Genomic DNA, 26,761 nt, shown 5'->3' with positions numbered 1-26,761 from the left:
CTAGGGTGGGGGGTATGCCGCCCAGCAGCCACGGCGAAGGTGGGGGAGCCCGGCTCGTCGCCTGGGGCAAGGAGCTCCGGGCGGTGCACGGGCGGCTGCGCGAGGCCCTCGCACTGACCCGCGCTCAGGTGGGCGAGGGGGTGGCCCCCGCGTCCGCAACCCGTGACCTGCTGCTCTTCTGCCACGGCTTCTGCGCGGCGTTGAACGGTCACCACGAGGGTGAGGACCACACGCTCTTCCCCGCCCTCGCCGCTGCCCACCCGCAGCTGCGCCCGACGTTGGACCGGCTTGAGCAGGACCACTCGATGATCGGCTACCTCCTCACGGCCCTGGCGGAGGCGGTCGGGAAGGCGGCCCCGCCCGCCGAGCTCGACCGGCACCTGGAAGGCATCGAGGCGATCATGGAGAGCCACTTCCGCTACGAGGTGCGGACGCTGCTCAGCGTGCTGGACGACCTGTCGCTGCAGGCCGACCCTGTCGAGGTGCTCGGGCCGCTGTGGTGACGTCGTCGCTACCCCCCGGCGGCCCCGCCGAGTCCCGCCGACGACCCCGGCCGGACCGGGCGAGCCAGCTGGATCTCCGGGCCCTTGCTCTCGATCCTGCGCAGCCCGGTCCGCTCGAAACCGACGCCCTCGAAGGCGCGTCGCGCGCGGCCGTTCTCCTCGTGCACCCACAACGCCGAGTGCGGGACACCGTTGTCGGCGAGCCACGACATACCCTCATCGACGAGGCGGGCGAACAGCCCCTGTCCCCGGTGATAAGGGTCGATCCAGACCCCCATGAAGTCGCCCCGGTCGGTCTCGACCGTCTCCCCGCCGAGCTCCGGGTCTCCTGCCATCCGGATGAGCAGGGTGCTGGTCGCCACCCACTCCCCGAAGAGCGTGACCGCCACGAAGTCCCGGATGAAGGGGGTTCCGTCGGCGTCCGAGCCGGCGATCTTGGCCCAGTTGCGCCACTCGCCCTCCGGCTTGACCAACGCCTCGTCGTAGGTCTCGAAGAAGGCGACCGCGGCGTCCTCGTCCTGCAGGGCCCGCAGCTGCAGGTCCCGGGACTCGCGCCACTCGCTGGCCCGGACGGGGCGTATGTCGTACATGGCCCGACCATAGTGCGACGGCCTGCCGCGGGCGACCGTTCGAGGGTGGTGGACAGCGGGAACAGGCACGGGCAAGGCACGGGAAGGCACGGGAAGGCACCGCCAGGCAGGGCAGGGCGTGCAGCAGAGACGCCACGAGAGTGAGGCACGCGTGCGGGAGAGCGAGCGACACGCCGCACAGGTGAACGACACGCGAACAGCCGGTCAAGGGTGGGCAAACCAGCAGTCAGAGTTTGTCAAGGATCGGCCCGGAACCGACTTCTGGGTCTACCCAGGTGGTGCCCGCGTGGGCCAGTCTTCCTAGCCATCGCGGAGTCCCCCGCGTCCCCCCTGCAAGGAGTGAGTATGAAGCACACCCGACGCACCGCTCTGAGCCTCCTGGGCACCGCCGCCCTGGCTCTGGGCACCGGCCTGCCGGCCACGGCCTCGTTGACGTCCGACAAGGCCGACCTGGCACCCCTCTATGTCAGCGGAGACACGGTCGAGGGGTCCTACATCGTCATGCTGGAGACGTCCTCGCGCAGCACCGCCTCGATCGCCGAAGCGGCCGAGGCCCAGGCCCAGGTCGCCCGAGGTCTGGGGGCCAAGGTCACCCAGACCTACACCACGCTCGGCGGGTATGCCGCCGAGCTCGCACCCAGGCAGCTGTCCGAGCTGCGCGCCAACCCGGACGTCGCCTACATCGAGGCCGACCAGGAGGTCTCCCTGTCGGCGACGCAGACCAACGCGACCTGGGGTCTGGACCGGGTCGACCAGCGTGCGCTGCCGCTGAACGGGACCTATGTCTACAACAGCACGGGCGCCGGGGTGAGGAGCTACATCATCGACACCGGCATCTCCCCGCACAACGAGTTCTCCGGCCGGCTCGCTGCCGGGGCCACCGCGATCAACGACGGCCGCGGCACGAACGACTGCAACGGGCACGGCACGCACGTCGCCGGGACGGTCGGCGGGAGCAGCTACGGCGTCGCCAAGGGCACCACGCTGGTGCCCGTGCGGGTGCTGGACTGCGCCGGTCGAGGTACCAACGCCGGCATCATCGCCGGGATGGACTGGGTGGCCGGGCAGTCGCGGGCCAACCCGCGCGTGGCCAACATGAGCCTGGGCGGTGGCGCCTCGACCGCCGTCGACCAGGCGGTGGCGCGGATGACCAACGCCGGCGTGACCGTGGTGGTGGCGGCCGGCAACGAGTCGCAGAACGCCTGCAACGTCTCCCCGGCCCGGGCCAGCAGCGCCTACACCGTCGGCTCGACGACGAGCAGCGACGCCCGGTCGAGCTTCAGCAACTTCGGCTCCTGCGTCAACATCTTCGCCCCCGGGTCCAGCATCACCTCGGCCTGGCACACGAGCAGCTCGGCGACCAACACCATCTCGGGCACCTCGATGGCGTCTCCGCACGTGGCCGGCGCTGCGGCGCTCTACCTGCAGCGCAACGTCAACGCCAGCCCGGCGCAGGTGCGGTCTGCCCTGACCAACCAGGCCACCACTGGCCGGCTCAGCGGCATCGGCACCGGATCTCCCAACCGGTTGCTCTACACCGGGGGTCTGTGACCCGGTCCCACCACGCCCTCGGTCGTCGGCCCCTCGCGGGCCGGCGGCCGAGCGCCGTTTCACGGAAGGTGCACGGGAGATGACCGACCACCGCTGGTCGCGCGCAGTCCTGCTGGACCTCGACGGTGTCCTGCTCGACACCACGCTGACCCGCGACCTGCTCGGGCCGCACGAGATCGGCCGGGCGGTCCGCCCCGGCGTGCCGGCTCAGCTGCGGCGGCTCGCCGGCTACCGCGTCGGCTGCGCCGCCCTCACGACCCTGCCGGCCGGATGGGCCGAGGAGCTGCTGCGGGCGGCCGGGCTCGCGCCCTACGTCCAGGCCGTCGTGACCCGCTCCGGCATGGCCCGCTGGCTGCCGTCGCCCCTGCCGGCTCACCGCGCGCTCAACCTGCTCCGCTGGGAGGAGTGCCGCAGCCGGGTCGCGGTCATCGGTGACTCGCCCGACGCCGTCACCATGGGCCGCAAGGCCCAGCTGCGCACGGTGGCGGTCGTCTACGGACGCTCCTCGGCACCCGACCTCGCCGACGCCTGGCCGGACGTGCTGGCGGCCAGCCTGACGGACGCGGTGACCGCCGCCCTCGACCTCACCGACCGCTCACTCCTCACCGACCGCCCTGGCCGCCCCGGCCGCGGCTACGCGTCGGTGTCCTGATCGCTCCTTGCGGCATATACCCCCAGGGGGTATATTAGAGGAATGGCCAACCCCCAGCACCGTCAGCATCCGGGTCCCCAGCACGCCCACGGGACCCACCGGCACGACGCTCCCCCGGCCCACGAGGGCCACGACGGCCACGACGGCCACGACGGCCACGACGGCCACGAGGCGCGAGAGGACCACGGGCACGGGGGCCACCACCACGCGGGCCACGAGGCGCACGGAGGTCACGCGGGCCACGACCACGGCGACCACGTCGGCCAGTTCCGCCGTCTGTTCTGGATCATGCTCGTGCTGGCGGTGCCGGTGGTGGCGTTCAACGGGATGTTCGCCCACCTGCTCGGCTACTCGCTGCCGGACGCGGCCTGGGTCCGGTGGATCTCCCCGGTGCTCGGCACCGTCATCTACCTCTGGGGAGGTCAGCCCTTCCTGACCGGTGCGCGGTCGGAGATCCGGGCGCGCCAGCCCGGGATGATGCTCCTCATCTCGCTGGGCATCACCGTCGCCTTCGTCGCCTCCCTCGGCTCCAGCCTCGGCCTGCTCAGCCACGAGCTCAACTTCTGGTGGGAGCTGGCGCTGCTGGTCGTCATCATGCTGCTCGGGCACTGGATCGAGATGCGCTCCCTGGCCCGGACCACCTCCGCGCTGGACTCGCTGGCCGCCCTGCTGCCCGACGAGGTGGAGAAGGTCGACGGTGACCAGATCGTCGTCGTCGCGCCCGACGCGCTCCAGGACGGCGACGTCGTCCTCGTCCGGCCCGGGGGCTCCGTCCCGGCCGATGGCCGGATCGTCGACGGCTCGGCGAGCATGGACGAGTCGATGATCACCGGAGAGTCGCGCACCGTGCGCAGGGGCGTGGACGACCAGGTCGTCGCCGGCACCGTCGCCACCGACTCCGGCCTGCGGGTGGAGGTCACCGCCACCGGGGAGGACACCACCCTGGCCGGCATCCAGCGCCTCGTCGACGAGGCCCAGTCCTCCTCCTCCCGGGCCCAGCGGGTCGCGGACCGCGCCGCGGGCTGGCTGTTCTGGTACGCCCTGGGCGCGGCGGCGGTCACCGCCGCCGTGTGGCTGCTGCTGGGCACGCCCGAGTCCGCGATCGTGCGCACGGTCACCGTCCTGGTCATCGCCTGCCCGCACGCGCTGGGCCTGGCCATCCCGCTGGTCGTGTCGATCGCCACCGAGCGCGCCGCCCGGGCCGGGGTCCTGGTCAAGGACCGCCTCGCGCTGGAGTCGATGCGCACCGTCGACGTCGTGCTCTTCGACAAGACCGGCACCCTCACCAAGGGTGAGCCGGCCGTCATCGCCGTCGAGCCGACCGGCGGGCGCCCGGCGGACGAGGTGCTCGCCCTGGCCGCGGCCGCGGAGACCGACAGCGAGCACCCGCTGGCCCGCGCGATCGTCGGCGCCACCCTGGCGCAGGAGCTCGACATACCGTCTGCCTCTGACTTCTCCTCCTCCCCGGCAGTGGGCGTGCAGGCGCAGGTGAGGGGTATGCGGATCGCGGTGGGCGGTCCGTACCTGCTCCAGGAGCACCACCTGCCCGAGCTGCCGGTCGCCGAGGCGTGGCGGGCGGAGGGCGCGATCATCCTGCACGTCCTGGCCGACGGTGCCGTGATCGGCGCGTTGCGGCTCGCCGACGAGGTCCGGCCCGAGTCCCGCGCGACCGTGGACGCCCTGCACGGGGCCGGGATCGAGGTCGCCATGGTCACCGGTGACGCGCAGGCGGTGGCCCACGCGGTCGGCGCCGAACTGGGCATCGACCGGGTCTTCGCCGGCGTCCGGCCGGAGGACAAGGCTGCCAAGGTGGTCGAGCTCCAGCAGGAGGGCCACAAGGTCGCCATGGTCGGCGACGGCGTCAATGACGCCCCCGCCCTGGCCCAGGCCGATGTCGGCATCGCGATCGGGGCCGGCACCGACGTCGCGATCGGCTCGGCCGGGGTCATCCTGGCCTCCTCCGACCCGCGCGCGGTGCTGTCGGTCGTCGAGCTCTCGCACGCCTCCTACCGCAAGATGACGCAGAACCTGTGGTGGGCTGCCGGCTACAACATCCTCGCGGTGCCGCTCGCGGCGGGCGTGCTGGCCCCGGTCGGCTTCGTGCTTCCGATGAGCGTCGGCGCGATCCTGATGTCGGTCTCGACCGTGGTGGTCGCCCTCAACGCCCAGCTCCTGCGCCGCGTCGACCTGCGGCCCGAGGCGGTCGTCGGCGACCGCTGACCACCCGGGTCCGAGTCGGGGCGATGCACCGGGCCCGATCCTGGTGTCGCAGGATCGGGCCCGGCCGCTGGGCTGCAGCGCCGCCGGTCACTTCAGGTAGCACCAGCCCATCGTCGGGTGGCACCCGATCTGCACGGCTGCGGTGGCCTGCGGGGCACCGACCAGGAACATCCCCAGCACCAGCGTGATGACGGCTGTCGTCCTCTTCATGGTTCCTCCTTGTGGTTCACAGGTGCCGCGGGGCGTCGCCGCCGGCCGCACCTGCGCCGGATGAAAGGTGAGCAGGTCCCACTCTGGGCCGGCCGCGCCCCCGCGACCACGACTCCGAACGAACCCGAACGGACCCGAACGTGGCAGCGGTCCCGGCTCGCGTCAAAGTGGGAGGTCCGGGCTAGCGTGGCCCGCGTGACGCCGACGAGCAGTGCAGGCCACCAGTGGGACCCCGAGCGCTACCTCTCCTACGCCGACGAGCGAGGTCGACCGTTCGTCGAGCTGCTCGCGCGGGTGGGAGCCGACGCTCCTCGTCGGGTCGTCGACCTGGGCTGCGGACCGGGCAGCCTGACCCGGCTGCTCGCCCGGCGCTGGCCCCAGGCCTCCGTCCTGGGCCTGGACTCCAGCCCGCAGATGGTCGAGCAGGCCCGCCAGGTCGAGGGCATCGACGCCCAGGTGGCCGACATCGCCGCGTGGGCCACGGCTGACGCCGACGGTGACGGTGGCCTTGTCGACGTCCTGGTCAGCAACGCAGCCCTGCAGTGGGTGCCGGGCCACCTCGACCTGCTCCCCGCCCTCCTCGACCGGGTCGCCCCGGGCGGCTGGTTCGCGATGCAGGTCCCCGGCAACTTCGACGAGCCCAGCCACACGATCCGCCGCGACCTGGCCGGCGAGCCGCGGTTCGCGCCGCATACCCAGGGTGTGGCCGTGCCGTCCTCGCACGACCCCGAGGTCTACCTGCGCGTGCTGCAGGAACAGGGCTGCACGGTCGACGCGTGGGAGACCACCTACCTGCACGTGCTGCCCGGTGCCCGCGCCGGCGACCCCGACCCGGTCTTCACCTGGGTCTCCGGCACCGGCGCCCGGCCGACCCTGCAGGCGCTGCCGGACGGCCTGCGGGAGGAGTTCGAGGCGGAGTTCAGGCGGCGGCTGAGGGAGGCCTACCCGGACGAGGGGTATGGCGTCGTCCTGCCCTTCCGCCGCATCTTCGCCGTGGCGCACAAGCCCGCATGACGGCAGCGAGACCACCCGCAACGCCGCCACCCGCCGCGGCACCGACCGTCCGGCGGCGGCGTCCCAGCGACCTGCCTGGCCTGGGCACGGACCTGCTGGAGCAGCAGCCGCGCACCCGCTACCCCTTCCGCGACCCGCTGCCGGTCAGCACCGACGTCTTCCTGCACGCCGAGGACGCCCTCGGCGCCTACGTCGCGGAGATCGACGGCGACGTGGTCGGTCACGTGGCCCGCACCGGACCGGCGCACGGGTTCCCGGACTCCGCGCGGATGAACGAGGCGTGCGCTCGGGCCCATGGGTGCGCGGTCGAGGACCTGTCCTACGTCAGCTCGCTGTTCACCGCCGAGCGCGCCCGTGGCCACGGCGTCGGCAGGTCGCTGCTCGACGCGATCGTCGCGGACGCGCGGGCAGCCGGTCACCGGCCCTGCCTGGAGGTGCTCCCCCACCACGCCGGGGCGCGCCACCTCTACCTGTCCGGCGGCTGGCGCGACGTGCTGGCGATCCGTCCGCCGTGGCTCACCTCGGTCGTGGGCGAAGAGGGCCCCGACGTCCTCGTCATGGTGCTACCCACCGAGTGACGCGTTGGTGCACGCGATCTGCGCTCCCGGCGGGCACAGCTGCAGCATTCGATGGCCCGGTGGGGTCAGCCTCGCTCAGTCCCAGCGGAAGAACGCCGTGCCCAGCACGCTCCCGACCACGACGCTGACCCCGAGGGCGACCAGGTGCGAAGGCTCGACGTCCGCACCGACCCAGGCCGCGCCCAGCGCCTGCACCGTCGCCCCGAAGGGCAGGTGCTCCCCGACCGTGGCCAGCCGGTCCGGCAGCGCGTCCTGGCCGCCGAACAACCCGCCGACGGCACCGATGGCGAAGAAGGCGACCAGGCCGATCGCCACCGCCGAGTTGGGGGTGGGGGCGACCGCGGCGACGACGAGGCCCACGGCATACATCGCCGCGATGCCGAGCAGGCCGATCCCCAGCACCGTGAACGGCGCGTCGGGCAGCCGGGCGCCGAAGCCCAGCATGGCGACGGCGAGCGCCAGCCCCATCCCGAGCAGCGCCTGCGCCTGGCTGACCAGCACCTGCGCCGCGAGCACCATCACGGGCGAGGCGGGCGTCACCCCGAGCCGGCGCAGGATGCCGGTGCGACGGTAGTAGGCCAGGAAGCTCGGCATGTTGATGATCCCGATGGAGGCGATCACCACGGCGAAGACGAGCGGCAGCACGTAGGCCTCCAGCCCGGTCAGGCCCTGGATCCCCACGGAGTGCTCGGAGGCGGCCGAGGCGCTCATCACCAGGATCAGCAGGGGCAGGCCGAGCGGGACGATGAGGCCGGCGGTGTCCCGGACGACCATCTTGGCCTCGGACTGCACCAGCATGCGCCAGGCGTGCGGCCCGGGCCGCCGGGCCTCGATCGGCGGGGAGCCGCCGGTGTCGTGGATATCGGTGGTCATCACAGCTCCTCCATCTGCAGGTCCTCGATCGTGGTCCCGGTCAGTGCGACGAAGGCGTCCTCGAGGCTCGCCGCCTGCGCCTGCGCGATGACCTCGGCGGGCGTGCCCTGCGCGAGCACCTGCCCGTCCTGCAGGAGCAGCACGCGGTCGCACAGCCGCTCCACCTCGTCCATGGCGTGGCTGACCATGAGGATCGTCACGCCGTCGGTCTGCAGGGCCTCGATCGCCCTCCACATCCGTCTCCGGGCACGGGGGTCCATCCCGGTGGTCAGCTCGTCGAGGATCACCATCCGGGGCCGACCGACCAGGGCCAGCGCCACGGAGAGCCGCTGCTGCTGACCACCGGAGAGCTTCTCGAACTGGGTGTCCCGGTGCCGGCCCAGCTCGACCAGGTCGAGCGTCTCCTCCGTGCCCCGCGGGTGGGGGTAGAAGCTGCGGTAGAGCTCGACCAGCTCCCGGGCGGTCAGGGCGTGGTGCAGGTAGGCGCTCTGCAGCTGCACCCCCAGGACCTGCCGCAGCCGGGCCCGGTCGCGGGTCGGGTGCAGCCCGAGGACCTCGATCGAGCCGCTGTCCGGGGTGCGCAGGCCGGCGATCATCTCGACCAGGGTGGTCTTGCCGGCGCCGTTGGCCCCGAGGATCCCGACCGTCTCGCCCGGGGCGACGGTCATGCTGATCCCGTCCACGGCCTGGGTCGAGCGGTAGCGCTTGCGCACCTGCTCGACCGCCACGGCGGGAGCCCGGTTCTCTGTGCTCGTCATGGTTCGACGGTATGGAAACCGGGGCACCTCGCGCGCGTGCCGATCGTCACCAGCTCACGGCATGACTTCTGGCACCCGCCCGGTCCGAGCTGGCCGCCCTAGGGTGGTGCCATGCGCAAGGTGGACGCCGAGGTCTGGGCGGGCATGGGCATGCTCGCCGTGCTCCTCGCGCTCGGCCTGCCCGTCCTGGCCGGTGCGGTCGACACCGAGCTGCCCCGCCTCTGGTGGTCAGTCACGTATGCCGTGACGGTGGTGGCGCTGGTGGTCGCGGCGCTGCAGTCGGAGCCGAGCAGCCCCCCGGTGCTCAGCCGAGCCGCGCTGGGGGTCGCCATGGTCGGGTCCTGGGTGCTGGTCGCCAGTGCGCCGTCCGGCTTCCTGTCGATCCTGCTGGTCGTCGTGGCCGCCCTGGCGGTCTACCTGGTGCCGTTCGGGGTGGTGCTAGTCATCGTCGGGCTGAACACCGCCCTGCTCGTCCTGGCCTGGACCTGGACCGGTGGCGATGATGCCTGGTGGGAGGTCGTGACCGCGGCTGCGCTCTACCTCTTCCTGCAGATCATCTCGGCGCTGTCCGTGCTCAGCCTGGTGCGCGAGCAGCGGCTGCGGCGTGAGCTGACGCAGGCCCACGTCGAGCTCCGGGCGGCCACCGCCCTGCTGGAGGAGTCGGCGCGGACCGCGGAGCGGCTGCGGATCTCCCGCGACCTGCACGACACGGTCGGCCACTCGCTGACGGTGCTGAGCCTGGAGCTCGAGGCTGCCCGCCACCGAGAGGGGCAGGAGGCGCGGGCGCACGTCGTACGGGCCGGGTCGTTGGCCCGGGAGCTGCTGGGCGAGGTGCGGACGGCGGTCGACGAGCTGCGCACCCGACCCGCCGACCTGCGCGGCGCGCTGGAGCAGGTGGTGCGCGACATACCTGGCCTGGAGGTGAGCCTGCAGGTGGCGGACGACGTCGAGGTGGGGGAGGAGGAGTCGGCCGTGCTGGTCCGCGCGGTCCAGGAGATCGTCACCAACACCCTGCGGCACGCGGAGGCCCGCACTCTGACGGTGAGGGTGGCGCCGGACCGGGAAGGGTGCACGGTGTTGCAGACCCGGGACGACGGTCGTGGGGCGGCGCGCGTGGAGCCGGGCCACGGGCTGCGGGGCCTGGTCGAGCGGTTCGAGGCGCTGGGCGGCGAGGTGCGGTTCGACGGGCAGCGGCCCGGTGCCGGCGGTTTCGCGGTGACCGCGCGGGTGCCGGCGACATGAGGAGCGCGGACGTCGGGACGGACCCCGGGGCGACGCCACCGCCGGCGCCGTCGGAGGACCGGGTCCGGGTGGTGGTGGTCGACGACCAGACCCTGGTGCGCCAGGGCATCCGGACCCTGCTCGACCTCGCGTCGATCCGCGTCGTCGGCGAGGCCGCTGACGGCGCGGAGGCGCTCGCGGTGATCGGGGAGCAGCGCCCGGACGTGGTGCTGCTCGACCTGCGGATGCCCCGTTACGACGGGCTCTGGACGCTGCGTGAGCTGCGGGACCGTGGCCTTGAGGTGCCCGTGCTCGTGCTCACCACCTTCGACGACGACACCCTGGTGCTGGACGCCCTGCGTCATGGTGCCCGCGGCTACCTGCTCAAGGACGTCACCCTGGAGCAGCTCGCCCGCGGCGTGCACACCCTGGCCGAGGGCGGCACCTTGATCGCGCCGTCCATCACCGGGCGGCTCCTGCAGGCCCTGCGCTCCGGACCTGCCCCGACCGAGGCACACTCACCGGTCGAGGCGGTGATCGAGCCCTTGAGCACCCGCGAGCTGGAGGTGCTGCGGCTGGTGGCGGCGGGTTACACCAACCGGGAGATCGCCGGTGCCCTCCACCTGGCTGAGGGCACGGTGAAGAACCATGTGTCCGCCGTGCTGGTCAAGCTCAACGCCCGCGACCGCACCAACGCCGTGCTCCGGGCGCTGCACGAGGGGATCCTGGGCTGAGCTGAGCTCCACCTTGCGGTCGGCCGGCTGGCGGCCGCGACACCGAGAGGCGTTCGGTGGATGTTCGGTCGGGTCGAACACCCACCGAACGCCTCTGGGTTGAGACGGCGCAGGGCCGTCACCAGAGAAGGAGACAGCGATGAAGCGTTTTGAGGGCCGCAGCGTGGTCGTGACCGGCGGGACGAGCGGCATCGGCCGCGCGATCGCCGTCCTGCTGGGCAAGGAGGGCGCGCGGGTGTATGTCGCCGGGCGCGACGAGGAGCGGGGCGCGTCGGTCGCACACGAGGTGACCGTGAGCGGGGGCCAGGGACACTTCGTGCGCACCGACGTGGCGGTGGACGCCGAGGTGGAGCTGCTGGCCAGGACGGCGGCGGGCGACGGGCTGATCGACTGCTGGTTCTCCAACGCCGGCGTCGAGGGCCCGATCGGGCCGATGTCGGGGTGGAACGACGACGCGCTGCGGCACGAGCTCGACATCAACCTCAAGGGGGTGCTCTCCGGACTGCGGCACGGGTCGGAGCAGATGGTCAGCGGTGGTGCGATCGTCAACACCGCGTCGTTCGTCGGAACGGCACTCCCGGTGCCGATCGCGGTGCCGTACGCCGCGGCGAAGGCTGGCGTCGTCGCCGCCGGCCGCAGCGCTGCGCCGCTCCTGGAAGAGGCGGGCATCGACGTGTACACGCTGTGCCCCTGGGTGATCGACACACCGATGGTGGACCGTCTCACCGGAGGGGCGCCGGAGGACAAGGGCAACTTCGCCGCGGGGTTCGCCCCCAGCGGCCTGCTCGCGACCGTCGAGGACGTCGCGCACGTCGCGCTGGACCTTCTCGACGGCCGGCTCTCCGCCCGCAGCGGTGACGCCTACCTCGTCGACGCCGGGCCTGTCGCGACGCTGGTCGAGTAGCTGCCCCGGAGGAGGCGAGACCTCCTCCGCATACCACCCCCGTGGTCGCCGGGTCTGAGAAGATCTCAGGGACTGAAGACCCAGGTCGCGACGCGACGAGGAAGGGTGACCAGCGGTGCAGCACCAGGCCCTCGGCGGCGGCTCTGAGCTGCGCCACCTCCATGGTCGCGAGGCCGAGCTCACCGAGCTCACCGAGCTGGTGGTGTCCCACCCGCTCGTGACCCTGGCCGGACCCGGCGGGGTCGGCAAGTCGTCCCTCGCCGAGGCCGTGGCAGCCCATGCCGAGCCCGTGTTCCCCGACGGCGTCCTGATGGTCCGGCTCGCCGAGGTGCGGGCCGGTGCCGTGCTCGACGCGGTCTCCTCGGCCGTCGAGCTGCCCCGCACCGGCGGTGGAGACCGGGCCGAGGCGCTGGCCAGGTGGTTGCGCCCACGTCGGGCGCTGCTGGTCGTCGACAACTGCGAGCACCTGGTCGAGGAAGTTGTGGAGGTGCTGACCCACCTGTTGGCGGAGCCGCGGCGCGAAGGGTGCTTGCACGTGCTCACCACCAGCCGACGCACGCTTGGCCTACCGCTGGAGCAGGTGCTGCCCGTCCTGCCCCTCGCCCTTCCCGGGCCGCAGGACCCGCCCGAGGCGGTGGCCGCCACGCCGAGCGCCTCGCTCTTCCTCGAACGAGTCCGTGGCCGGGACCGCAGCTTCGTCGTGCCGACCGGGCAGTGGTCCGCGGTCGGCGAGCTGTGCCGTCGGCTCGACGGGTTGCCCCTGGCTCTAGAGCTCGCGGCCGGCAGGGCCAGCGTCCTGGGCATCCCGCGGCTCCTCGCCCGGCTCGAGACCGGCCTGGGCGTGGTGAGCCAGCAGCATCTCGACGGCTCGGGCAGGGTGCGCACGATCGAGGCCGTCTACGACTGGAGCGAGCAGCTGCTCTCCGAGCAGGCGCGGGCGCTGCTGCGTGGACTGTCGGTCTTCACCGGCAGCTTCGACATCGCGGCGGTCGACGCAGTCCTCGGAACCACCGGCGCGATCGGCGAGTGGGACGACGCACTCAGCGAGCTGGTGGAGACGTCGCTGGTGGTGCGCGAGCACCGGCACGACCGCTACCGGCTCCTGGAGACCGTCCGCCAGCGGGCCAGCGAACGGTGGGACGACGAGCAGGCACAGGCGCAGATTCGCCGCAAGCATGCCGAGCACTACCTCACGGCGGCGATCCGAGCAGGCGAGGGGTTCAAGAGCGGCCCTGAGCGGGACTGGCTCGAAGGGCTCATCAGCGACGAACCCAACCTGCGGGTGGCCCTCGCGCAGGCCCTTCGACGCGGCGACGCGGACGGGGACCTCGCGGTGCAGGGTCTCGCCGCGGCGGCGAACCTGCCGCTGTACTGGTGGACCCGCGGTCAGCACCGGGAGGGCTTCGACTGGCTGCGCTCCGCGCTGGACACGGTGGGCGAGGCGGCACCGGTCGAGCTGCGGGGGGCCGCGTTGTTCGGTATGGCGTTCCTCTGGGCACACGACGGCGACGACTGGCTGACCGCGGCGACCTACTGCCGCGAGGCAGTCGACCTCCTCGGCGGTCCGCGCGCAGAACCGGGAGAGACGCCGATCCTCGGCTACCTGCTCTGCCTGCTCGGCGAGGCGCACGGCTTCGCCGGCGAGACAGAGCTGGCGGTGACCCTGACAGGACGGGGTCGCGACCTGATCGCCCGCTACCCCGACCCGTGGGGCCTGGCGTTCGCGGAGTGGAACGTCGGCTTCGCCCATCAGTGCGCGGGGGAGCCCGAGACCGCCGAGCGGCACTACCGAGAGATGGTCCAGATCCAGAGCGAGCACGGCAGTCGGCTGGAGCTGATGATCGGCCACAACAGTCTGGGTGAGCTGGCCGAGCGGCGCGGCGACCACGAGACCGCCCGGGACCACTACGCGCGTGGGCTCGAACTACGGCGCAACCTGGGTGCCATCCGGCTCGGCTACGCGCACGGGTCGCTGCCGCTGTCCCTGCTCGCGCTGGCCCGGGTGTCGCGCGCCCTCGGCGACGCGGACACCGCCCGCACCTACGCGCAGCAGGGTCACGCCGCAGCCGCGCAGATGCAGGACCAGCAGACCGTGCTCGCCTGCGCTCGGGAGCTGGAGCTCCTTGACGCCGGGCCGGAGACCGCCACCCTGCGCAGGCAGGGCACCGGGTGGGTCGTCCGGCTGGGGGACGAGTCCACCGTGCTGGCCGACTCCAAGGGGCTGCGGCACCTGCACACGCTCCTGACCCGGCCCGAGCAGCCGGTCCGCGCGACCACCCTGGCAGGTCTGGTCGACGGTGCAGAGCCCGCCGGCGGGGACGCCGGGCCCCTGCTGGACCGGCAGGCCGTAGCGGCGTACCGCGCGCGGCTCGGCGCGCTGGACGCAGACATCGATGAGGCGACCGAGGACGGCGACGAGACCCGGCTGCGCACCGCCCAGGACGAGCGGGACGCGCTGGTCGCCGAGCTCGCCCGCGCCACCGGGCTGGGCGGACGGCTGCGGGTGGACAAGTCCGACGCCGAGCGGGCGCGGATCAACGTGACCCGCACCGTGCGGGATGCGATCGAGCGGATCGGAACCGACTGTCCCCGGCTGACCGAGCACCTCCGCTCCTCGGTCAGGACCGGCACCTGGTGCGCCTACCACCCCACCACCCCGGTCATCTGGACTACCAGCGGGGCGGACACGTCACCGTGAACCGATCCGCGGCCCTTCGGGTGCCGCGCCGGCTGGCACGACGGCTCACGGTCGGTGCGTCTCAGTAGCGCAGGCCGTGACCCAGCTCCCACGCGTTGCCGTCCGCGTCCACGTAGGCGTACCGCATACCCTCCGGCAGGTGGTCCTGCTTGGCGTAGCCCGGCACGTCGTTGGGGGAGACGCAGACGCCCTCCCCGTCGACCGCGATGACCGCCTCGCTCGCGGGCAGGGTGATGGGCAGCTTGCCGTGGGCCGGTGACCGGCCGGTCAGCACGTCGGCCTGGGCGTCGTAGAAGGTGGAGAAGTGGGCGACGACCGCGTCGGCCAGCGGCTCGACGTCGTCGAGGACCCACGGCAGCGTGATGTTGACCGAGACCACGACCTTGGCCCCGCGCTCGCGCGCCGACGTGGCCAGGTCGCGGAAGCGCTGCACCTCGCTGAGCGTCGTCTCGGTGTAGGGCTCCCCGGCGATCGAGCGCAGCGGCTTGTCCTCGCACAGGGTCAGCTCCAGCAGGCCGGGCGTGGCGTTGAAGTAGTCACCGGACTGCGGGTCGAGCAGGAGGACGAGCACGTCGGCGGCGGCGGGGTCGTCGACGAGCTCCAGCGCTCCGCCGGCCGCGACCTGCTCGCGCGCCTGGGTGGTCTTCAGCGCCGCCTGGTCGGTGCTCTTGTGGAACACCTCGAGGTAGGCCGTGGTCCCCTCCCTCAGGGGCAGCGTGCCGCCGGAGTTCTTCAGCACCACCACCGACTTGCGGTGCGTCTGTGCCGCGAGCTCCCAGCCCGGCGACGACCGCACCTTCGCCTCCGCCGCCTCGGCGTCGACATAGGTCTGCCCGTCGAAGAGCCCCAGGGCGAACATCTCCACCGCCAGGCGGCGGCACGCCTCGTCGACGCGCGCCATGCTCACCTTGCCCTGGTCGATCGCGGCCTGGAGGTCCTCGATGTTGTTGGTGTCCGCGATGAGATCGGTGCCGGACATGATCGCCTTGGCGAAGCGCGAGGGACGGTCCAGCTCCTCGACCCCCCAGCACATGTTGTCGGTGATGCCGGAGTCGGAGTTGACGTAGCCGGTGAAGCCGAGCCGGTCGCGCAGCACGTGCTGCAGGAAGTAGTGGTTGAAGGCGAAACCGGTCTCCTCGTAGAAGACCTCCTCGTCGCGGAAGGTCTGGTAGACGCTGCGCTGCACCGACGGCGCGGAGTAGTAGGGCATGAACGAGGCAGCCTTGGCGGCGACGGCCTCGAACGGCGGCAGGTGGTAGGTCTCCAGGCTCCCCGGGGTGGGGTAGCAGTTCCACTTGCCCTCCTTGTAGTGCGGGTCGAAGCCGTTCTCGCGCGGCCCGCCGCCGGGGAAGTGCTTGATGGTGGTGGAGAGGGAGTCCGGCCCCAGCTGGTCCCCCTGCAGGCCGTCGACGATGCGGGTGATGATCTCGGCGACCAGCTCCGGGCTCTCGCCGAAGGTGCCGTAGGTCCGCTGCCAGCGCGGGTCGGTGACGACGTCCGCCATGTACATGTAGCCCTTGCGCAGCCCGGTCGCGACCCACTCCTGGCGCACGGCCCGGGCGAACCCGTCGACCAGCGAGGCGTCCCCGCCGTCGGCCTGGTCGCCGAGCACGGCGGCGGCGATGCCCATGGTGGCCGGGAAGGTGCTGAAGATGCCGACGGCGTCGTTCATCCCGAAGACCATCTCGCCGTTCTCGTTGCGGGAGTTGGAGGTGACCAGCACCGGGATCCCGAGCCGGGTGCCCTCGGCGACCTCGTTCATGGCGTTGACCCAGGCCGCGATCCTGCTCGGCGGCTCGTTCTCCCGAAGGATGAACCGCCGCAGGTGCATCTGCTCGATCGTCTGGGTCGTGCCGTAGACCTTGCGGGTGGCGAAGATGCTCGTGCCGCCCTCGATGATGCGCTCGTCCAGCACCCCGTCGTGCGACGTGGGATCGCCCTCGTCGGTCTGGTAGCCGGTGAAGCGGCTGTTGATGAGCATGAAGCCGACCTTCTCCTGGGTGGTCATCCGTCCCACCAGGTCGGCCGCCCGCTCCTTCGGCGAGAGCCGCCAGTCCTCGTAGGGGTCCAGCACCCCGTTGCCGTTCAGGTCCTTGAACCGCAGCCCCCCGACCTCGACGAGCTCCTTGCTGCGGACCTCGAGCTGCGGCTGCTCCATGACCACTCCTTCGTCGGCGTGCTCCCACACTAGGGGCCCAGAGGGCGGGGCACCGCTCGGCGGATCGGGAGACTCTGGTCCGGCGGGTGAGCCCTGACGGTGGCCGGTCGCGGCCCTTCGAGCTGACTGACGAGGGCCGGACGGCGCTCCGGGCCTGGCTGGCCACCGAGGCCGAGTCGCTCTCTCCTGACCGCAACGAGCTGCTCCTGCAGCTGTTCTTCGGCCGCCACGCCGACCCCGGCGTCCTGGTGGAGCACCTGCGTCGTCATCGGGACCATCTCACCGCCGCGCGTGAGCGCTACCGGGAGATCGAGCGCATCCTCCTCGCCGAGGACTCGCCGGACCAGCCGTACTGGCTCATCACGGTCCGCCACGGCCAGGCCCTCGTCGACGCCGGCCTGCGCTGGAACGCCGACACCACCGCATACCTCCAGGAGACGTCATGACCCGCCCGACCATGCCCAGGATCAACGCGGTGACCAGGGGGAGGACAAGCAACGCGTCCCGCAGGACGACCGGCACGACGGGCCCGGCTGGTGGCGCGCGATGGAGGTCGCGGCGGCGGACGCTCGGGCTCGTGGGGGCCGTGGCCGCGGCGGGGATGACCGCCCTGTGGGTCGTGGTCGTCCCGGAGAAGGCCTCGACGACCGACGGCCTGCAGTCGGCGGCGATCCGGCTGGGTCACCCGCTGTCGTGGGCGCTGCTCAGCGCGGTGGGGCTGGCCGTGGCCGCCGGGGCACCCAAGGACCTGCGGGACGGGTTGGCGTGGGCCGCGCTCGCCGCCTACGGCGCGTTCCTCCTCGCACTTCTGCTCTGACCTTGCCTCCTCGTCGCGGCAGAGCGATCCGTATCATCTGGCCGGTGAGGGGGAACGGTCTGTCGAGCAGGCGCGCGGCGACCGGATCCGCGGGCATCGGCCCCACCCACGCCGGAGCCCGCCGGTGAGCGCCCGCAGCGCCCTGATCGACCTGGCGCCGCTGCGGGCGAGCGCGCCCTTCCGGAGGCTGTGGGCCAGCGGGCTGCTGTCCGGCCTGGGTCAGCAGGTGGCCGTCGTCGCGGTCCTCTTCCAGGTGTGGGACCTGACCCGCAACCCGTTCTGGGTGGGGGCCATCGGCCTGGCGCAGGCCGTCCCGATGATCGTGATGGGGCTGCTCGGCGGACCGCTGGCCGACCTCTTCGACCGTCGGACGGTGGGGATGTGGTCGACGTGTGGGCAGGCCGGGGCGGCGCTGCTGCTCGCCGCCCAGCTCGTGCTGGGTGCCTACCCGCTGCCGCTGCTGCTCGGGCTGCTCTCGCTGCAGACGGCGTGCAGCGCGCTCGGTGCGCCGGCCCGGCGCACGTTCACCGTGCGGCTGCTGCCCCGGCCCCTGGTCCCCGCAGGCGTGGCCCTGCTGATGCTCTCCTTCCAGCTGGCCATGCTGGTCGGTCCGGCGCTGGGCGGCGTGCTCGTGGCCGCCGTCGGTCCCGCCCTGTGCTACCTCGTCAACGCGTGTGCGCTGGCCGTCTCCTGCTGCGCCGTGTGGAGCCTGCCGCCGATGCCGCCGCGCCGGGTCGTGGAGCCCGAGGGGGCGGAGGGCCTCGATGGGGACGAGCACCTCGACGGGGACGGTGAGCTCGAGGCGGCCGGACCGGACCCGGTGGCAGGCCCGGTGGTGGGCGAGGTGGCGACGGCACCCGGACGCGGGGCCCTGCTGTGGGGCCGCACCCGGCGGGGCCTCAGCCATCTGGCCGAGGGGGTGTCCCTGGTCGCCAAGGACCCGGTGCTGCGCGGCTCGTTCCTGCTCGACCTGGGCGCGATGGTGCTGTCCTTCCCCGTCGCGCTCTTCCCGATGGTCAACCAGCTTCTCTTCGCCGGAGACCCGAGGACCCTCGGACTGTTCATGAGCGCCCTCGCCGTCGGTGGAGCCACCGCCGGCCTGGCCTCAGGGGTCATCACCCGCAGCCCGCGCCTGGGACGGGCCCAGCTGGTCGCCGTCCTGGTCTGGGGTGTGGCCCTGCTGGGTGTCGGCCTCGGCGCGGCGGCCGGGCTGGCCTGGGTCGTGCTCGCCGCGCTGGTGGTCGCCGGCGCCGCTGACACGGCCTCGGTGACCTCCCGCGCCGCCATGGTGCAGCTGGCCACCCCGGACAGCCACCTGGGGAGGGTCTCGGCCGTCGAGCACGTCGTCGGGGTCGCCGGCCCCGACCTCGGCAACGCCCGCGCCGGCCTGGTCGCCGGTCTGACGACGCCGTCGGTGGCGGCCGTGCTCGGGGGCGCGGCCTGCCTCGCCGTCACCGGGGTCGTGGCGCTGACCCACCGCGAGGTCGGCCGCTTCCGCGTCGGTCACCCGCACCGTCCCTGAGCACGGGACGTGGTCGCCCCTGTCCTGCAGGCTCGGTCCTGCGGTGATGGCGTTATCGCGCGACAACCGCAGGACCGCAACCGCAGGACACATGCCGACCCTGGCCGAGTCAGCGCCAGCCCAGCGCCGGGTCCTTGGCCACCTCGAGCACCTGCTCGACGATGTGGGCGCAGTAGTCCACGCCGAGCTGGTTGGGCACGGTGAGCAGGAGGGTGTCCGCGGCGGCGATCGCCTCGTCCTCGGCGAGCTGGCGCACCAGCTCCTCGGGCTCGGCCGCGTAGGTCTTGCCGAAGATCGCCCGTCCGCCCTCCAGCATCCCGACCTGGTCCGAGCTGCGCCGCTCCAGCCCGAAGTAGGCGTGGTCCTGCTCGGTGACCAGCGGGAAGATGCTGCGCGAGACGGAGGTCCGCGGCTCGCGGGTGTGCCCGGCAGCCGTCCAGGCGTCGTGGAAGAGCCGGATCTGCTCGGCCTGCAGCTGGTGGAAGGGCACTCCGGCGTCCTCGGTGAGCAGCGTCGAGCTCATCAGGTTCATCCCCTGCTGCCCGGCCCACTCGGCGGTCGCGCGCGACCCGGCGCCCCACCAGATGCGGTCGCGCAGCCCCTCGGAGTGCGGCTCGAGCCGCAGCAGCCCGGGCGGGTTGGGGAACATCGGGCGCGGGTTCGGCTCGGCGAAGCCCTCACCCGCCAACGCCTGCAGGAAGGTCGCGGTATGCCGGCGCGCCATGTCGGCGTCGGTCTCGCCCTCGGCGGGCCGGTAGCCGAAGTAGCCGTAGCCCTCGATCACCTGCTCCGGCGAGCCTCGGCTGATGCCCAGCTGCAGCCGACCGCCGGAGATGAGGTCGGCGGCGCCGGCGTCCTCGACCATGTAGAGCGGGTTCTCGTAGCGCATGTCGATGACGCCGGTGCCGATCTCGATCCGCTCGGTCCGGGCCCCGACCGCCGCGAGCAGCGGGAACGGCGAGGCCAGCTGCCGGGCGAAGTGGTGCACCCGGAAGTAGGCGCCGTCACCGCCCAGCTCCTCGGTCGCCACCGCCAGGTCGATCGACTGCAGCAGCACGTCCGACGCCGACTGCGCCGCCGACTGCGGGTGCGGGGTCCAGTGCCCGAAGGAGAGAAAGCCGATGCGCTTCATACCTCGGTCAACGCGGTGGGCGGGCAGGCATTCCGTCGCGGCGCGGCAGCCCGCCCCCGATCCATCGCGCTCCGAGGCGCGCTGGAGATCGTCGTCGGGCTAGCCTCGGGGGACCGGACGCAGGCTCGTCCGGCACCTCGCCGGCCGCGCCGGCCCGACGGCAGGGGACGCGATGCGCAGGCGGATCACGGTCACCGGCCCGGTCGACCTGCCGACGGCGTGGGGGCGCTACGTCGAGATCCGCCGCTGGACCGACTGGGCGCCTCAGGTGCGCGGTGTCGAGGCGTCGGGGGACCGGTTGGCTCCAGGCCTGACCGGCCGGGTGCGGGCACCCCTCGGAGTGCGGGTCCCCTTCACCGTGGACGAGGTGGACGAGGCGGCCCACAGCTGGCAGTGGACGGTGTCCGTGCTCGGCGTCGCCATGACGCTGGTGCACGACCTGACCGCCACGCCCGCCGGCACCCGGGCCGGGCTCACGATCGACGCCCCGGCCCCGTTCGCGCTGACCTACGGCCTGCCCGCGCGGCTAGCCTTGCGGCGCCTCTGCCGGTCGCGCGCGCCGGGTCGGTCGCGCAGCTGACGCAGCAGGTGCCTGCCCTCGTGGGAGAGGCCGCGGATCAACGGCCCAGCCGCTCGCGCAGGTACTGGGCGGTGAGCGTGTCGCCTAACTCGACCATCTGTGCCGGGGTGCCCTCGAAGATGATCCGCCCACCCTCGTGGCCGGCGCCGGGCCCGACGTCGATGATCCAGTCGGCCTGGCTCACCACGGCCAGGTTGTGCTCGATGACGATGACGCTGGTGCCGTCGTCGACGAGCCCGTGCAGCATCGCCAGGAGGGTGTCCGTGTCAGCGAGGTGCAGCCCGGAGGACGGCTCGTCGAGCACGACGACCGGCGAGGTCCGCAGCTGCGAGGCCAGCTTGAGCCGCTGGCGCTCCCCGCCGGAGAGGCTGGTCAGCGTCTGGCCGAGCTTGAGGTAGGGCAACCCGACGTCCAGCAGCCGGCGCAGGATCGTCGCCGCCTTACCGGTCGTGAACACCTCCGCCGCCTCGGCCACGGACAGCCGCAGCACCTCGTCGATCGCCAGCCCGTGCAGCGTGTAGGACAGCACCTCCTCCTGGAAGCGGCGTCCGCCGCACGCCTCGCAGGGGGTGACGACGGGCGGCATACCGGGCAGCTCGGTGTAGATCACCCCATAGCCGCTGCACGCGGGGCAGGCGCCCTCGGAGTTGGGGCTGAACAGGGCGGCCTTGACGCCGTTCTCCTTGGCGAACGCCGTGCGGATCGGGTCGAGCAGCCCGCTGTAGGTCGCCGGGTTGGACCGCCGGGACCCGCGGATCGCCGACTGGTCGACGACGAGCACCTCCTCCCGGCCGGTCAGCGACCCGTGCACGAGCGAGCTCTTGCCCGACCCGGCGACCCCGGTCACCGCGACCAGGACCCCGAGCGGGATGTCCACGTCCACGCCGGTCAGGTTGTTGCGCCGCGCGTCCCGGATCTCCAGGTATGCCGTGCCCTCCCGCACCGGGTCGCGCAGGGTGGGTCGCCGGTCCAGCAGGCGACCCGTCACCGACCCGGAGGCCTCCAGGCCCGCGCGCGGTCCGGCATACACGACCTCACCGCCGTCGCTGCCCGCCCCGGGGCCGATGTCGACCACGTGGTCCGCGATGTCGATGACCTCGGGCTTGTGCTCGACCACCAGGACGGTGCTGCCGGAGTTGCGCAGCTGGCCGAGCAATGTGTTCATCCGGGCGATGTCGTGCGGGTGCAGGCCGACGGTGGGCTCGTCGAAGACGTAGGTGACGTCGGTGAGCGCCGAGCCCAGGTGGCGAACCATCTTGACCCGTTGCGACTCCCCGCCGGAGAGGGTGCCGGAGGCGCGGGAGAGCGAGAGGTAGCCCAGGCCGATGTCGACCATCGCGCGCAGCATCTCGGCCAGCGCCTGCTGCACCGGCGCCACGCTGGGCTCGTCGAGGGCCTCCACCCAGGCCAGCAGGTCGCTGATCTCCCAGTCGCAGCACTCGGGCAGGGTGGTGCCGCGGACGGTCGCGGTGCGGGCCGGCTCGTTGAGCCGGGTGCCCCCGCACGCCGGGCACGGGCCCGTGGTCGCGACCTTGTCCTTGAAGGCGATCATGTGCGCCTGCTTCGGCGGACGCTCGCCGAAGAGGGTCTGGCGGATGCGCGGGACCAGGCCGAGGTAGGTCATGTTGATGCCGGCGACCTTCACCTTCGTCGGCTCGGCGTGCATGAGCCAGTCCCACTCCTCGGCGGTGTAGTCGCTGAGCCGCTTGCCGGGGTCGAGCCGGCCGTTCTCGGCATACGCCTTCCAGCCCCACGAGTCGGGTGGGTAACCGGGGAGCAGGATGGCGCCCTCGGCCAGGCTCTTGCTGCGGTCGACCACGACGTCCTCGTCGATGGCCGCCTGCGTGCCCATGCCCTCGCAGTCGGGACACATGCCGCCCAGGACCTGGAAGCGCTTGACCTCCTTGGTCGGCTTGCCCGGCCCCTTCTGCACCGTGACGGCACCCTGGCCGGAGGCCGAGGCGGTGTTGAAGGAGAACGCCGCCGACGGGCCCACATGGGGCGTGGACAGCCGGCTGAAGATCACCCGCAGCCAGGCCAGGGCGTCGGTGGCGGTGCCGACGGTCGAGCGGGGGTTCTGGCCCATCCGCTCCTGGTCGATGACGATCGCGGCCGTCAGCCCGTGCAGGTGGTCGACGTCGGGGCGGGCGGCGGTCGGCATGAAGGCCTGCACGAAGGAGGAGTAGGTCTCGTTGATCAGCCGCCGCGACTCCGCGGCGATGGTGCCGAAGACGAGCGAGGACTTGCCCGACCCCGAGACCCCGGTCACCACGGTGAGGCGCCGCTTGGGCAGGTCGACGTCGACGTCCCGGAGGTTGTTGACCCGCGCGCCCCGGACCTGGATGGTGTCGTGGGTGTCGGCCGGGTGCGGGCTGGCGTCGACGGCAGTCATGGCGATCAGTGTGCACCCAGGGACCGACGGACCGTAAGGGGCAGGCGAGGAAGCCAGCGAGAAGTGCCAGCGAGAAGCAGGCAGGAGCTCTGTCGGCGACGAAGCAGGTCGAAGCAGCAGGACAGCGCAGGGTGCTGGCCATCCTAGGATCGGTCCATGGCCCCCCGATCGCGCACCGGCGGCGGGCGCGGGCGTGGTGCCGCGCCCGGCGCGTCGTCGGTCCAGGCCGACCTGCGGGCCCGGCTCGGGGCGGTCGCGGTGCTGGCGGCCGTGGGCACCTTCGTGACCGCCTTCGCGCTGTCCGTCGGGACGACGGGCACGGCGTACGTGTGGCACCTGAACATGCTCAGCGACCTGGGTGACCGGTCCTGCCACGTGCGCGACGCCCGGTGGATCTGCTCACCGGCTCACGTCCTCTTCAACACCGGGCTCGTCCTCACCGGCGGGCTGCTCGCCCTGGCCGGTGGCCTGCTCCTTCGTCTCTGGGGGTGGGTCCTGGCGCTCGGCGTGGTCGTCATGGGCGTCGGCCTCGTCGTGGCCGGGCTGTTCACCGCCACCGAGTATGTGGTGACCCACATGGTCGGGGTCGTCCTCGCCCTCGTCGCCCCGGGACTGGCGTTGCTGTGGTCGGCGGTCCGGCCGGAGACGGCCTGGCTGGACTCCTCCCGGGTGGTGCGGGGCCTGCTCGCCGGGGTGGCGCTGGTGCTCGCCGCGGAGAGCCGCCTCCCGGACCCGGTCATTCCGCGTGGTGCGGGGGAGCTGGCCATGGTGCTCTGCCTCGTCGCCGCCCTCGTGGTGGAGGCGGTGCGCCTGCGGCCCGGTGGCCGGGAGGGGCGTCCGCAGGGCCCTACCAGCCGCTCAGCCGACGGAACTGCGGCCACAGCGTCTGCCAGTCGGACAACGGCTCCTCGCAGTGGAGCATCGGCGCGTCGGTGAGCTGAGGGTGCGCGACCGGCCTGGCCTGCAGCGTCCCCGCCGGGGTGCACGTGCGGAAGGCCTCGCTCTGCGCCACGGCGTGCTCGCCGACCAGCAGCACCCGGTCCCCGGAGGGCGGTCCGAGGTCCCACAGCGCGTTGTGACCGGAGTGCACCCGGGCCCGTTCCTCCGGTGAGCCGTAGCGGTGCAGGGCGCCCGCCAGGGCGTAGGTGTCGGTGATGACCTCCTCCCCGTCACGTCGGGCCTCGCGGACCTGGTCCACGTAGTCGGGCCATCCGACCTGGTCGCGGATGGTGGGGTTGATCCTCGACTGGAGCGTGAGCCAGGGCTCGGCCGCCGGGAGCAGCGGCAGGCAGACCAGGCTGGCCACCACGGCGTTGGCGGCGATGACGCCTCGTCTCTTGGCGGGCGACCAGCGCGCTCGGAGCCACGGGCTCGCCCAGCCCATCGCCAGGGCCGGCAGCAGCGCGCCCGCGGGGTAGTGCGGCTGCGAGGGGTTGGCCAGTGTCCACGCGACCAGCAGCAGCACGGTCGGCAGCAGGAAACGTCCCGGCCGCCCCGGGTTCCGCCACGGGTCGATCAGCCCGGCCGCCCACACGAGCAGGAGCGGTGGACCCACGAAGAGCAGGAGGGCCGGGACCAGCGCGAGCCGCACGAGGTCCCCCTGCGCTTCCACGAGACCGGCCGAGACCTGCGTCATCGGCATGCCGTTCAGCAGCTGGGCCAGGCCCTGGGGGGCTGCCAGCAGCCCGAAGGCGGCCACGCCGACCACCGTGTGGCGCGTCCGCAGCAGGGCACGGTCGGTCAGCAGCAGCCCGACGAACAGCGCGAGCAGCAGGACGACGACGAGCAGCTTGTTCCACGCGGCGAGACCGGCGACCGTCCCCGCCCAGACCAGGCTCCGGGGGTGTCCGGCGGTGGCCCGCAGCACCAGGAGGATGATCACCTGCCAGGCCAGCAGGTCGATCGCCGCCGTCGTGAAGATGTGCCCCATGATCAGCGGGTAGACCGTGAACGCGTGCGCCCACGCCGCCAGCCGCTGGGCGCGCGGGCCGGCGCCGAGCACCCGGGGGTAGAGGCCCGCCACGAAGGCGCCCGCGGCCGCGGCCGCCACCGCGGGCAGGCGCTGCACCCAGATCGCGTCGCTCACCTGGGTGGCCAGCCAGGACAGCCACACGGTGAGCGGCGGCTGGTCGACATACCACCACTGCAGCGGCAGCATCCCGAAGTAGAGCTCGTCCCAGTGCGGGCCGTAGCGGGGCGCGACCGCGAGAAGGAGGATCGTGACCGCGAGCATGGGGGCGGCCGCGACCCTCAGCGGGCTGACCTGCGGCTCCAGCGCCGTGGCACCCGTGGCACCCGTGGAACCGGTGGCACCCGTGGAACCGGTGGCCGGACCCCTCGCGCCCGCGACGCCGTCACGGCGCGCGGGTGTCAGCTCCTCGCCTCGGCCAGCCACTGCTCGACCTGTCGTACCGCGTGCCCGGTCCCGTCCTCGGTGCGCACCCGGTCGGCGAGCTCGGCGGCGCGCCTGGCCATCCGGGGTGCCAGGGCGTCCTCGATGCGCCCGGCCAGCACCCGCTCCGAGGAGAAGAGCCTGGGCACCGGCCGTGGGGCGACCCCGAGGGCGTGCAGCCGGGAGGCCCAGTAGAACTGGTCGGCGAAGTGCGGGACGACCACGGAGGGGACGCCGCTGCGGACGACGGAGCCCGTGGTGCCCGCGCCACCGTGGTGGACGACGGCCCGGGTCCGACCGAACAGCTCGTCGTGCGGCTCCTCACCGATGCACAGCAGGCGGGGATGGGGACGACCGCGCACCTGTCCGAGCTGCACGACGGCACGCACCCCGAGGCGGTCGCACGCCGCGCCCACCCGCCCCAGCAGCTCTTCCGGGTCGTCCTGCTCCATCGAGCCGAACCCGACGTAGATCCAGTCGTCCCCGTCGTCGAGGGCCTGCGCCACCTCGGGTGAGAGCCTGGCCGGGTCGGGATCGGTCCACCACCCGGTCACCACCCCGTCTGGGGGCAGCGGCGCGACGAGGTGCGGGCTGAAGGCGTACAACGCCCCCAGCGTCGCCGTCGTGAGCCCGACCGGGTGCCGCGCGACCAGGTGCAGCCGCCCCCGCTCCCACCAGCCGTCCAGGCCGCCCAGGAACGGCTCGGCGCGCCGGAGCCCGGCGCGGGCGAGGCGACGGGCCGGCCCGGGCAGGAGCCACCCGTACGGCAGCAGCGGCATCGGGCCCGCCAGGCCCGGGTACTCCGGCCACATGTGGGCGCGGACGACGGGCACGGACTGCCGCAGCGCCTCGTCGACGGCCGCGACGGCGAACGTCGAGGCGATGAGCAGGTCGACACCGGGCAGGACCGCCCGGGCCGGCTCCTGCGCGGCGTGCAGGAAGTCGGCGAAGTGGTGACGCGTGCGGTTGAGCCCCCGAGGGCTGGCCCTGCGCACCGCTCGTGCGGCCGGACCCGCCAGCAGCGCCTTCGGGTCGCTAGCCACCGGCGCGAGGCGGAGCGAGGGGTCGGCCAGATGGCCGTAGGCCGCGTGCGTGACCAGGGTGACGTCGTGGCCGGCCGCGGCGAGACGGGCGGCCAGGTTGGCGAACGGCACGACGTCCCCACGGCTGCCGACGGCCGCGACCACCACCTTGCTCGTCCCTGGTCTCCGCGAAGCCCCTGGGTCGGCCGGGGAGGACGGCAAGGGCTGATCGGCCATGCG

24 protein-coding genes are annotated in these 26,761 nt (G+C 72.9%); 15 read left to right on the top strand and 9 right to left on the bottom strand.

Going from position 1 to position 26,761, the window contains the following annotated elements; all coding sequences use genetic code 11:
* Positions 1–14 precede the first annotated feature (14 nt).
* On the top strand, positions 15–503 hold the full coding sequence (locus tag ESZ52_RS18625) for a hemerythrin domain-containing protein (RefSeq protein ID WP_131106252.1): 489 nt from the start codon (positions 15–17) through the stop codon (positions 501–503).
* An 8-nt stretch (positions 504–511) separates the two neighbouring features.
* Here the strand turns inward: ESZ52_RS18625 and ESZ52_RS18620 are convergent, their stop codons facing one another.
* Positions 512–1,093: a GNAT family N-acetyltransferase gene (locus ESZ52_RS18620; protein WP_131106251.1), complete on the bottom strand. Its 582-nt coding sequence runs from the start codon at positions 1,091–1,093 to the stop codon at positions 512–514.
* A gap of 345 nt (positions 1,094–1,438) precedes the next feature.
* Here ESZ52_RS18620 and ESZ52_RS18615 point away from each other — a divergent pair, with 345 nt between their 5' ends.
* The 3 genes from ESZ52_RS18615 to ESZ52_RS18605 all read left to right on the top strand — a co-directional run bounded on the left by ESZ52_RS18615 (position 1,439) and on the right by ESZ52_RS18605 (position 5,516).
* Complete coding sequence (locus tag ESZ52_RS18615; protein ID WP_131106250.1) at positions 1,439–2,644, top strand: S8 family peptidase; 1,206 nt, start codon at positions 1,439–1,441, stop codon at positions 2,642–2,644.
* Between the two features lie 79 nt (positions 2,645–2,723).
* The gene (locus ESZ52_RS18610) at positions 2,724–3,296 is read left to right on the top strand and encodes an HAD family hydrolase (protein ID WP_131106249.1); all 573 of its coding nucleotides are present in this window, start codon (positions 2,724–2,726) and stop codon (positions 3,294–3,296) included.
* A gap of 42 nt (positions 3,297–3,338) precedes the next feature.
* Positions 3,339–5,516 (top strand): copper-translocating P-type ATPase, encoded by a 2,178-nt coding sequence (locus ESZ52_RS18605; protein ID WP_131106248.1) that lies wholly within the window; start codon positions 3,339–3,341, stop codon positions 5,514–5,516.
* 87 nt (positions 5,517–5,603) lie between these two features.
* On the opposite strand, the gene ESZ52_RS19950 is transcribed toward ESZ52_RS18605, so the two are convergent.
* Positions 5,604–5,726, bottom strand: a complete 123-nt coding sequence (locus ESZ52_RS19950) for a hypothetical protein (RefSeq protein WP_272948391.1) — start codon at positions 5,724–5,726, stop codon at positions 5,604–5,606.
* Positions 5,727–5,921: 195 nt separating this feature from the next.
* Between ESZ52_RS19950 and ESZ52_RS18600 the strand changes: the two genes are divergently transcribed.
* Together ESZ52_RS18600 and ESZ52_RS18595 are read left to right on the top strand one after the other, a co-directional pair.
* Positions 5,922–6,740 carry a methyltransferase domain-containing protein gene (locus tag ESZ52_RS18600; RefSeq protein WP_238154381.1) on the top strand — a complete coding sequence of 273 codons (819 nt, stop codon included), beginning with the start codon at positions 5,922–5,924 and terminating at the stop codon, positions 6,738–6,740.
* Positions 6,737–7,318 (top strand): GNAT family N-acetyltransferase, encoded by a 582-nt coding sequence (locus ESZ52_RS18595; protein WP_131106246.1) that lies wholly within the window; start codon positions 6,737–6,739, stop codon positions 7,316–7,318. Before ESZ52_RS18600 ends, ESZ52_RS18595 begins: the two co-directional genes overlap by 4 nt.
* Before the next feature lie 75 nt (positions 7,319–7,393).
* On the opposite strand, the gene ESZ52_RS18590 is transcribed toward ESZ52_RS18595, so the two are convergent.
* Positions 7,394–8,191, bottom strand: coding sequence for an ABC transporter permease (locus tag ESZ52_RS18590; RefSeq protein ID WP_131106245.1), 798 nt, complete (start codon positions 8,189–8,191; stop codon positions 7,394–7,396).
* On the bottom strand, positions 8,191–8,949 hold the full coding sequence (locus tag ESZ52_RS18585) for an ABC transporter ATP-binding protein (protein ID WP_131106244.1): 759 nt from the start codon (positions 8,947–8,949) through the stop codon (positions 8,191–8,193). The genes ESZ52_RS18590 and ESZ52_RS18585 overlap by 1 nt, the downstream gene beginning before the upstream one ends.
* Positions 8,950–9,060: 111 nt before the next feature.
* Between ESZ52_RS18585 and ESZ52_RS18580 the strand changes: the two genes are divergently transcribed.
* From ESZ52_RS18580 to ESZ52_RS18565, 4 genes are all read left to right on the top strand, one after another.
* The gene (locus ESZ52_RS18580) at positions 9,061–10,191 is read left to right on the top strand and encodes a sensor histidine kinase (RefSeq protein WP_238154380.1); all 1,131 of its coding nucleotides are present in this window, start codon (positions 9,061–9,063) and stop codon (positions 10,189–10,191) included.
* Positions 10,188–10,904, top strand: a complete 717-nt coding sequence (locus ESZ52_RS18575; RefSeq protein ID WP_131106243.1) for a response regulator — start codon at positions 10,188–10,190, stop codon at positions 10,902–10,904. The genes ESZ52_RS18580 and ESZ52_RS18575 overlap by 4 nt, the downstream gene beginning before the upstream one ends.
* A gap of 139 nt (positions 10,905–11,043) precedes the next feature.
* Positions 11,044–11,808 carry an SDR family NAD(P)-dependent oxidoreductase gene (locus ESZ52_RS18570; RefSeq protein ID WP_131106242.1) on the top strand — a complete coding sequence of 255 codons (765 nt, stop codon included), beginning with the start codon at positions 11,044–11,046 and terminating at the stop codon, positions 11,806–11,808.
* 115 nt (positions 11,809–11,923) lie between these two features.
* Positions 11,924–14,506: an ATP-binding protein gene (locus ESZ52_RS18565; protein ID WP_131106241.1), complete on the top strand. Its 2,583-nt coding sequence runs from the start codon at positions 11,924–11,926 to the stop codon at positions 14,504–14,506.
* A 61-nt stretch (positions 14,507–14,567) separates the two neighbouring features.
* On the opposite strand, the gene ESZ52_RS18560 is transcribed toward ESZ52_RS18565, so the two are convergent.
* On the bottom strand, positions 14,568–16,664 hold the full coding sequence (locus tag ESZ52_RS18560) for a glycoside hydrolase family 3 protein (protein WP_131106240.1): 2,097 nt from the start codon (positions 16,662–16,664) through the stop codon (positions 14,568–14,570).
* An 86-nt stretch (positions 16,665–16,750) separates the two neighbouring features.
* Between ESZ52_RS18560 and ESZ52_RS18555 the strand changes: the two genes are divergently transcribed.
* From ESZ52_RS18555 to ESZ52_RS18545, 3 genes are all read left to right on the top strand, one after another.
* The gene (locus ESZ52_RS18555) at positions 16,751–17,110 is read left to right on the top strand and encodes a virulence activator alpha C-terminal domain-containing protein (protein WP_181009853.1); all 360 of its coding nucleotides are present in this window, start codon (positions 16,751–16,753) and stop codon (positions 17,108–17,110) included.
* Positions 17,107–17,481: a hypothetical protein gene (locus ESZ52_RS18550; protein WP_131106238.1), complete on the top strand. Its 375-nt coding sequence runs from the start codon at positions 17,107–17,109 to the stop codon at positions 17,479–17,481. Before ESZ52_RS18555 ends, ESZ52_RS18550 begins: the two co-directional genes overlap by 4 nt.
* Positions 17,482–17,605: 124 nt before the next feature.
* Positions 17,606–19,003 carry an MFS transporter gene (locus ESZ52_RS18545; protein ID WP_131106237.1) on the top strand — a complete coding sequence of 466 codons (1,398 nt, stop codon included), beginning with the start codon at positions 17,606–17,608 and terminating at the stop codon, positions 19,001–19,003.
* A gap of 109 nt (positions 19,004–19,112) precedes the next feature.
* On the opposite strand, the gene ESZ52_RS18540 is transcribed toward ESZ52_RS18545, so the two are convergent.
* Complete coding sequence (locus tag ESZ52_RS18540; RefSeq protein ID WP_131106236.1) at positions 19,113–20,135, bottom strand: LLM class flavin-dependent oxidoreductase; 1,023 nt, start codon at positions 20,133–20,135, stop codon at positions 19,113–19,115.
* A 172-nt stretch (positions 20,136–20,307) separates the two neighbouring features.
* Here ESZ52_RS18540 and ESZ52_RS18535 point away from each other — a divergent pair, with 172 nt between their 5' ends.
* Complete coding sequence (locus tag ESZ52_RS18535; protein ID WP_202865381.1) at positions 20,308–20,715, top strand: SRPBCC family protein; 408 nt, start codon at positions 20,308–20,310, stop codon at positions 20,713–20,715.
* Positions 20,716–20,752: 37 nt separating this feature from the next.
* Here the strand turns inward: ESZ52_RS18535 and ESZ52_RS18530 are convergent, their stop codons facing one another.
* Complete coding sequence (locus ESZ52_RS18530; RefSeq protein WP_131106235.1) at positions 20,753–23,107, bottom strand: excinuclease ABC subunit UvrA; 2,355 nt, start codon at positions 23,105–23,107, stop codon at positions 20,753–20,755.
* A gap of 156 nt (positions 23,108–23,263) precedes the next feature.
* Here ESZ52_RS18530 and ESZ52_RS18525 point away from each other — a divergent pair, with 156 nt between their 5' ends.
* The gene (locus tag ESZ52_RS18525; protein WP_131106234.1) at positions 23,264–24,043 is read left to right on the top strand and encodes a hypothetical protein; all 780 of its coding nucleotides are present in this window, start codon (positions 23,264–23,266) and stop codon (positions 24,041–24,043) included.
* On the opposite strand, the gene ESZ52_RS18520 is transcribed toward ESZ52_RS18525, so the two are convergent.
* Together ESZ52_RS18520 and ESZ52_RS18515 are read right to left on the bottom strand one after the other, a co-directional pair.
* A complete protein-coding gene (locus tag ESZ52_RS18520) occupies positions 23,955–25,502 on the bottom strand; it encodes a glycosyltransferase family 39 protein (RefSeq protein WP_131106233.1) in 1,548 nt (515 codons plus the stop codon). The genes ESZ52_RS18525 and ESZ52_RS18520 overlap by 89 nt on opposite strands.
* Positions 25,478–26,758: a glycosyltransferase gene (locus tag ESZ52_RS18515; RefSeq protein ID WP_131106232.1), complete on the bottom strand. Its 1,281-nt coding sequence runs from the start codon at positions 26,756–26,758 to the stop codon at positions 25,478–25,480. Before ESZ52_RS18515 ends, ESZ52_RS18520 begins: the two co-directional genes overlap by 25 nt.
* Between the last annotated feature and the right edge of the window lie 3 nt (positions 26,759–26,761).

Source organism: Ornithinimicrobium sufpigmenti (assembly GCF_004322775.1).
GTDB lineage: Bacteria > Actinomycetota > Actinomycetes > Actinomycetales > Dermatophilaceae > Ornithinicoccus > Ornithinicoccus sufpigmenti.
Note: the sequence above shows the minus strand (reverse complement) of the source record. Positions and strands in the feature narration are given on the sequence as shown.

What these genes read in the sequence shown, in the direction of transcription:
- ESZ52_RS18625 (WP_131106252.1), top strand. Translation starts at nt 15, where the DNA reads ATGCCGCCCAGCAGCCACGGCGAAGGTGGGGGAGCCCGGCTCGTCGCC.
- ESZ52_RS18535 (WP_202865381.1), top strand. Translation starts at nt 20,308, where the DNA reads ATGCGCAGGCGGATCACGGTCACCGGCCCGGTCGACCTGCCGACGGCG.
- ESZ52_RS19950 (WP_272948391.1), bottom strand. Translation starts at nt 5,726, where the DNA reads ATGAAGAGGACGACAGCCGTCATCACGCTGGTGCTGGGGATGTTCCTG.
- ESZ52_RS18525 (WP_131106234.1), top strand. Translation starts at nt 23,264, where the DNA reads ATGGCCCCCCGATCGCGCACCGGCGGCGGGCGCGGGCGTGGTGCCGCG.
- ESZ52_RS18580 (WP_238154380.1), top strand. Translation starts at nt 9,061, where the DNA reads ATGCGCAAGGTGGACGCCGAGGTCTGGGCGGGCATGGGCATGCTCGCC.
- ESZ52_RS18540 (WP_131106236.1), bottom strand. Translation starts at nt 20,135, where the DNA reads ATGAAGCGCATCGGCTTTCTCTCCTTCGGGCACTGGACCCCGCACCCG.
- ESZ52_RS18590 (WP_131106245.1), bottom strand. Translation starts at nt 8,191, where the DNA reads ATGACCACCGATATCCACGACACCGGCGGCTCCCCGCCGATCGAGGCC.
- ESZ52_RS18610 (WP_131106249.1), top strand. Translation starts at nt 2,724, where the DNA reads ATGACCGACCACCGCTGGTCGCGCGCAGTCCTGCTGGACCTCGACGGT.
- ESZ52_RS18605 (WP_131106248.1), top strand. Translation starts at nt 3,339, where the DNA reads ATGGCCAACCCCCAGCACCGTCAGCATCCGGGTCCCCAGCACGCCCAC.
- ESZ52_RS18515 (WP_131106232.1), bottom strand. Translation starts at nt 26,758, where the DNA reads ATGGCCGATCAGCCCTTGCCGTCCTCCCCGGCCGACCCAGGGGCTTCG.
- ESZ52_RS18575 (WP_131106243.1), top strand. Translation starts at nt 10,188, where the DNA reads ATGAGGAGCGCGGACGTCGGGACGGACCCCGGGGCGACGCCACCGCCG.
- ESZ52_RS18550 (WP_131106238.1), top strand. Translation starts at nt 17,107, where the DNA reads ATGACCCGCCCGACCATGCCCAGGATCAACGCGGTGACCAGGGGGAGG.
- ESZ52_RS18595 (WP_131106246.1), top strand. Translation starts at nt 6,737, where the DNA reads ATGACGGCAGCGAGACCACCCGCAACGCCGCCACCCGCCGCGGCACCG.
- ESZ52_RS18530 (WP_131106235.1), bottom strand. Translation starts at nt 23,107, where the DNA reads ATGACTGCCGTCGACGCCAGCCCGCACCCGGCCGACACCCACGACACC.
- ESZ52_RS18570 (WP_131106242.1), top strand. Translation starts at nt 11,044, where the DNA reads ATGAAGCGTTTTGAGGGCCGCAGCGTGGTCGTGACCGGCGGGACGAGC.
- ESZ52_RS18585 (WP_131106244.1), bottom strand. Translation starts at nt 8,949, where the DNA reads ATGACGAGCACAGAGAACCGGGCTCCCGCCGTGGCGGTCGAGCAGGTG.
- ESZ52_RS18620 (WP_131106251.1), bottom strand. Translation starts at nt 1,093, where the DNA reads ATGTACGACATACGCCCCGTCCGGGCCAGCGAGTGGCGCGAGTCCCGG.
- ESZ52_RS18615 (WP_131106250.1), top strand. Translation starts at nt 1,439, where the DNA reads ATGAAGCACACCCGACGCACCGCTCTGAGCCTCCTGGGCACCGCCGCC.
- ESZ52_RS18560 (WP_131106240.1), bottom strand. Translation starts at nt 16,664, where the DNA reads ATGGAGCAGCCGCAGCTCGAGGTCCGCAGCAAGGAGCTCGTCGAGGTC.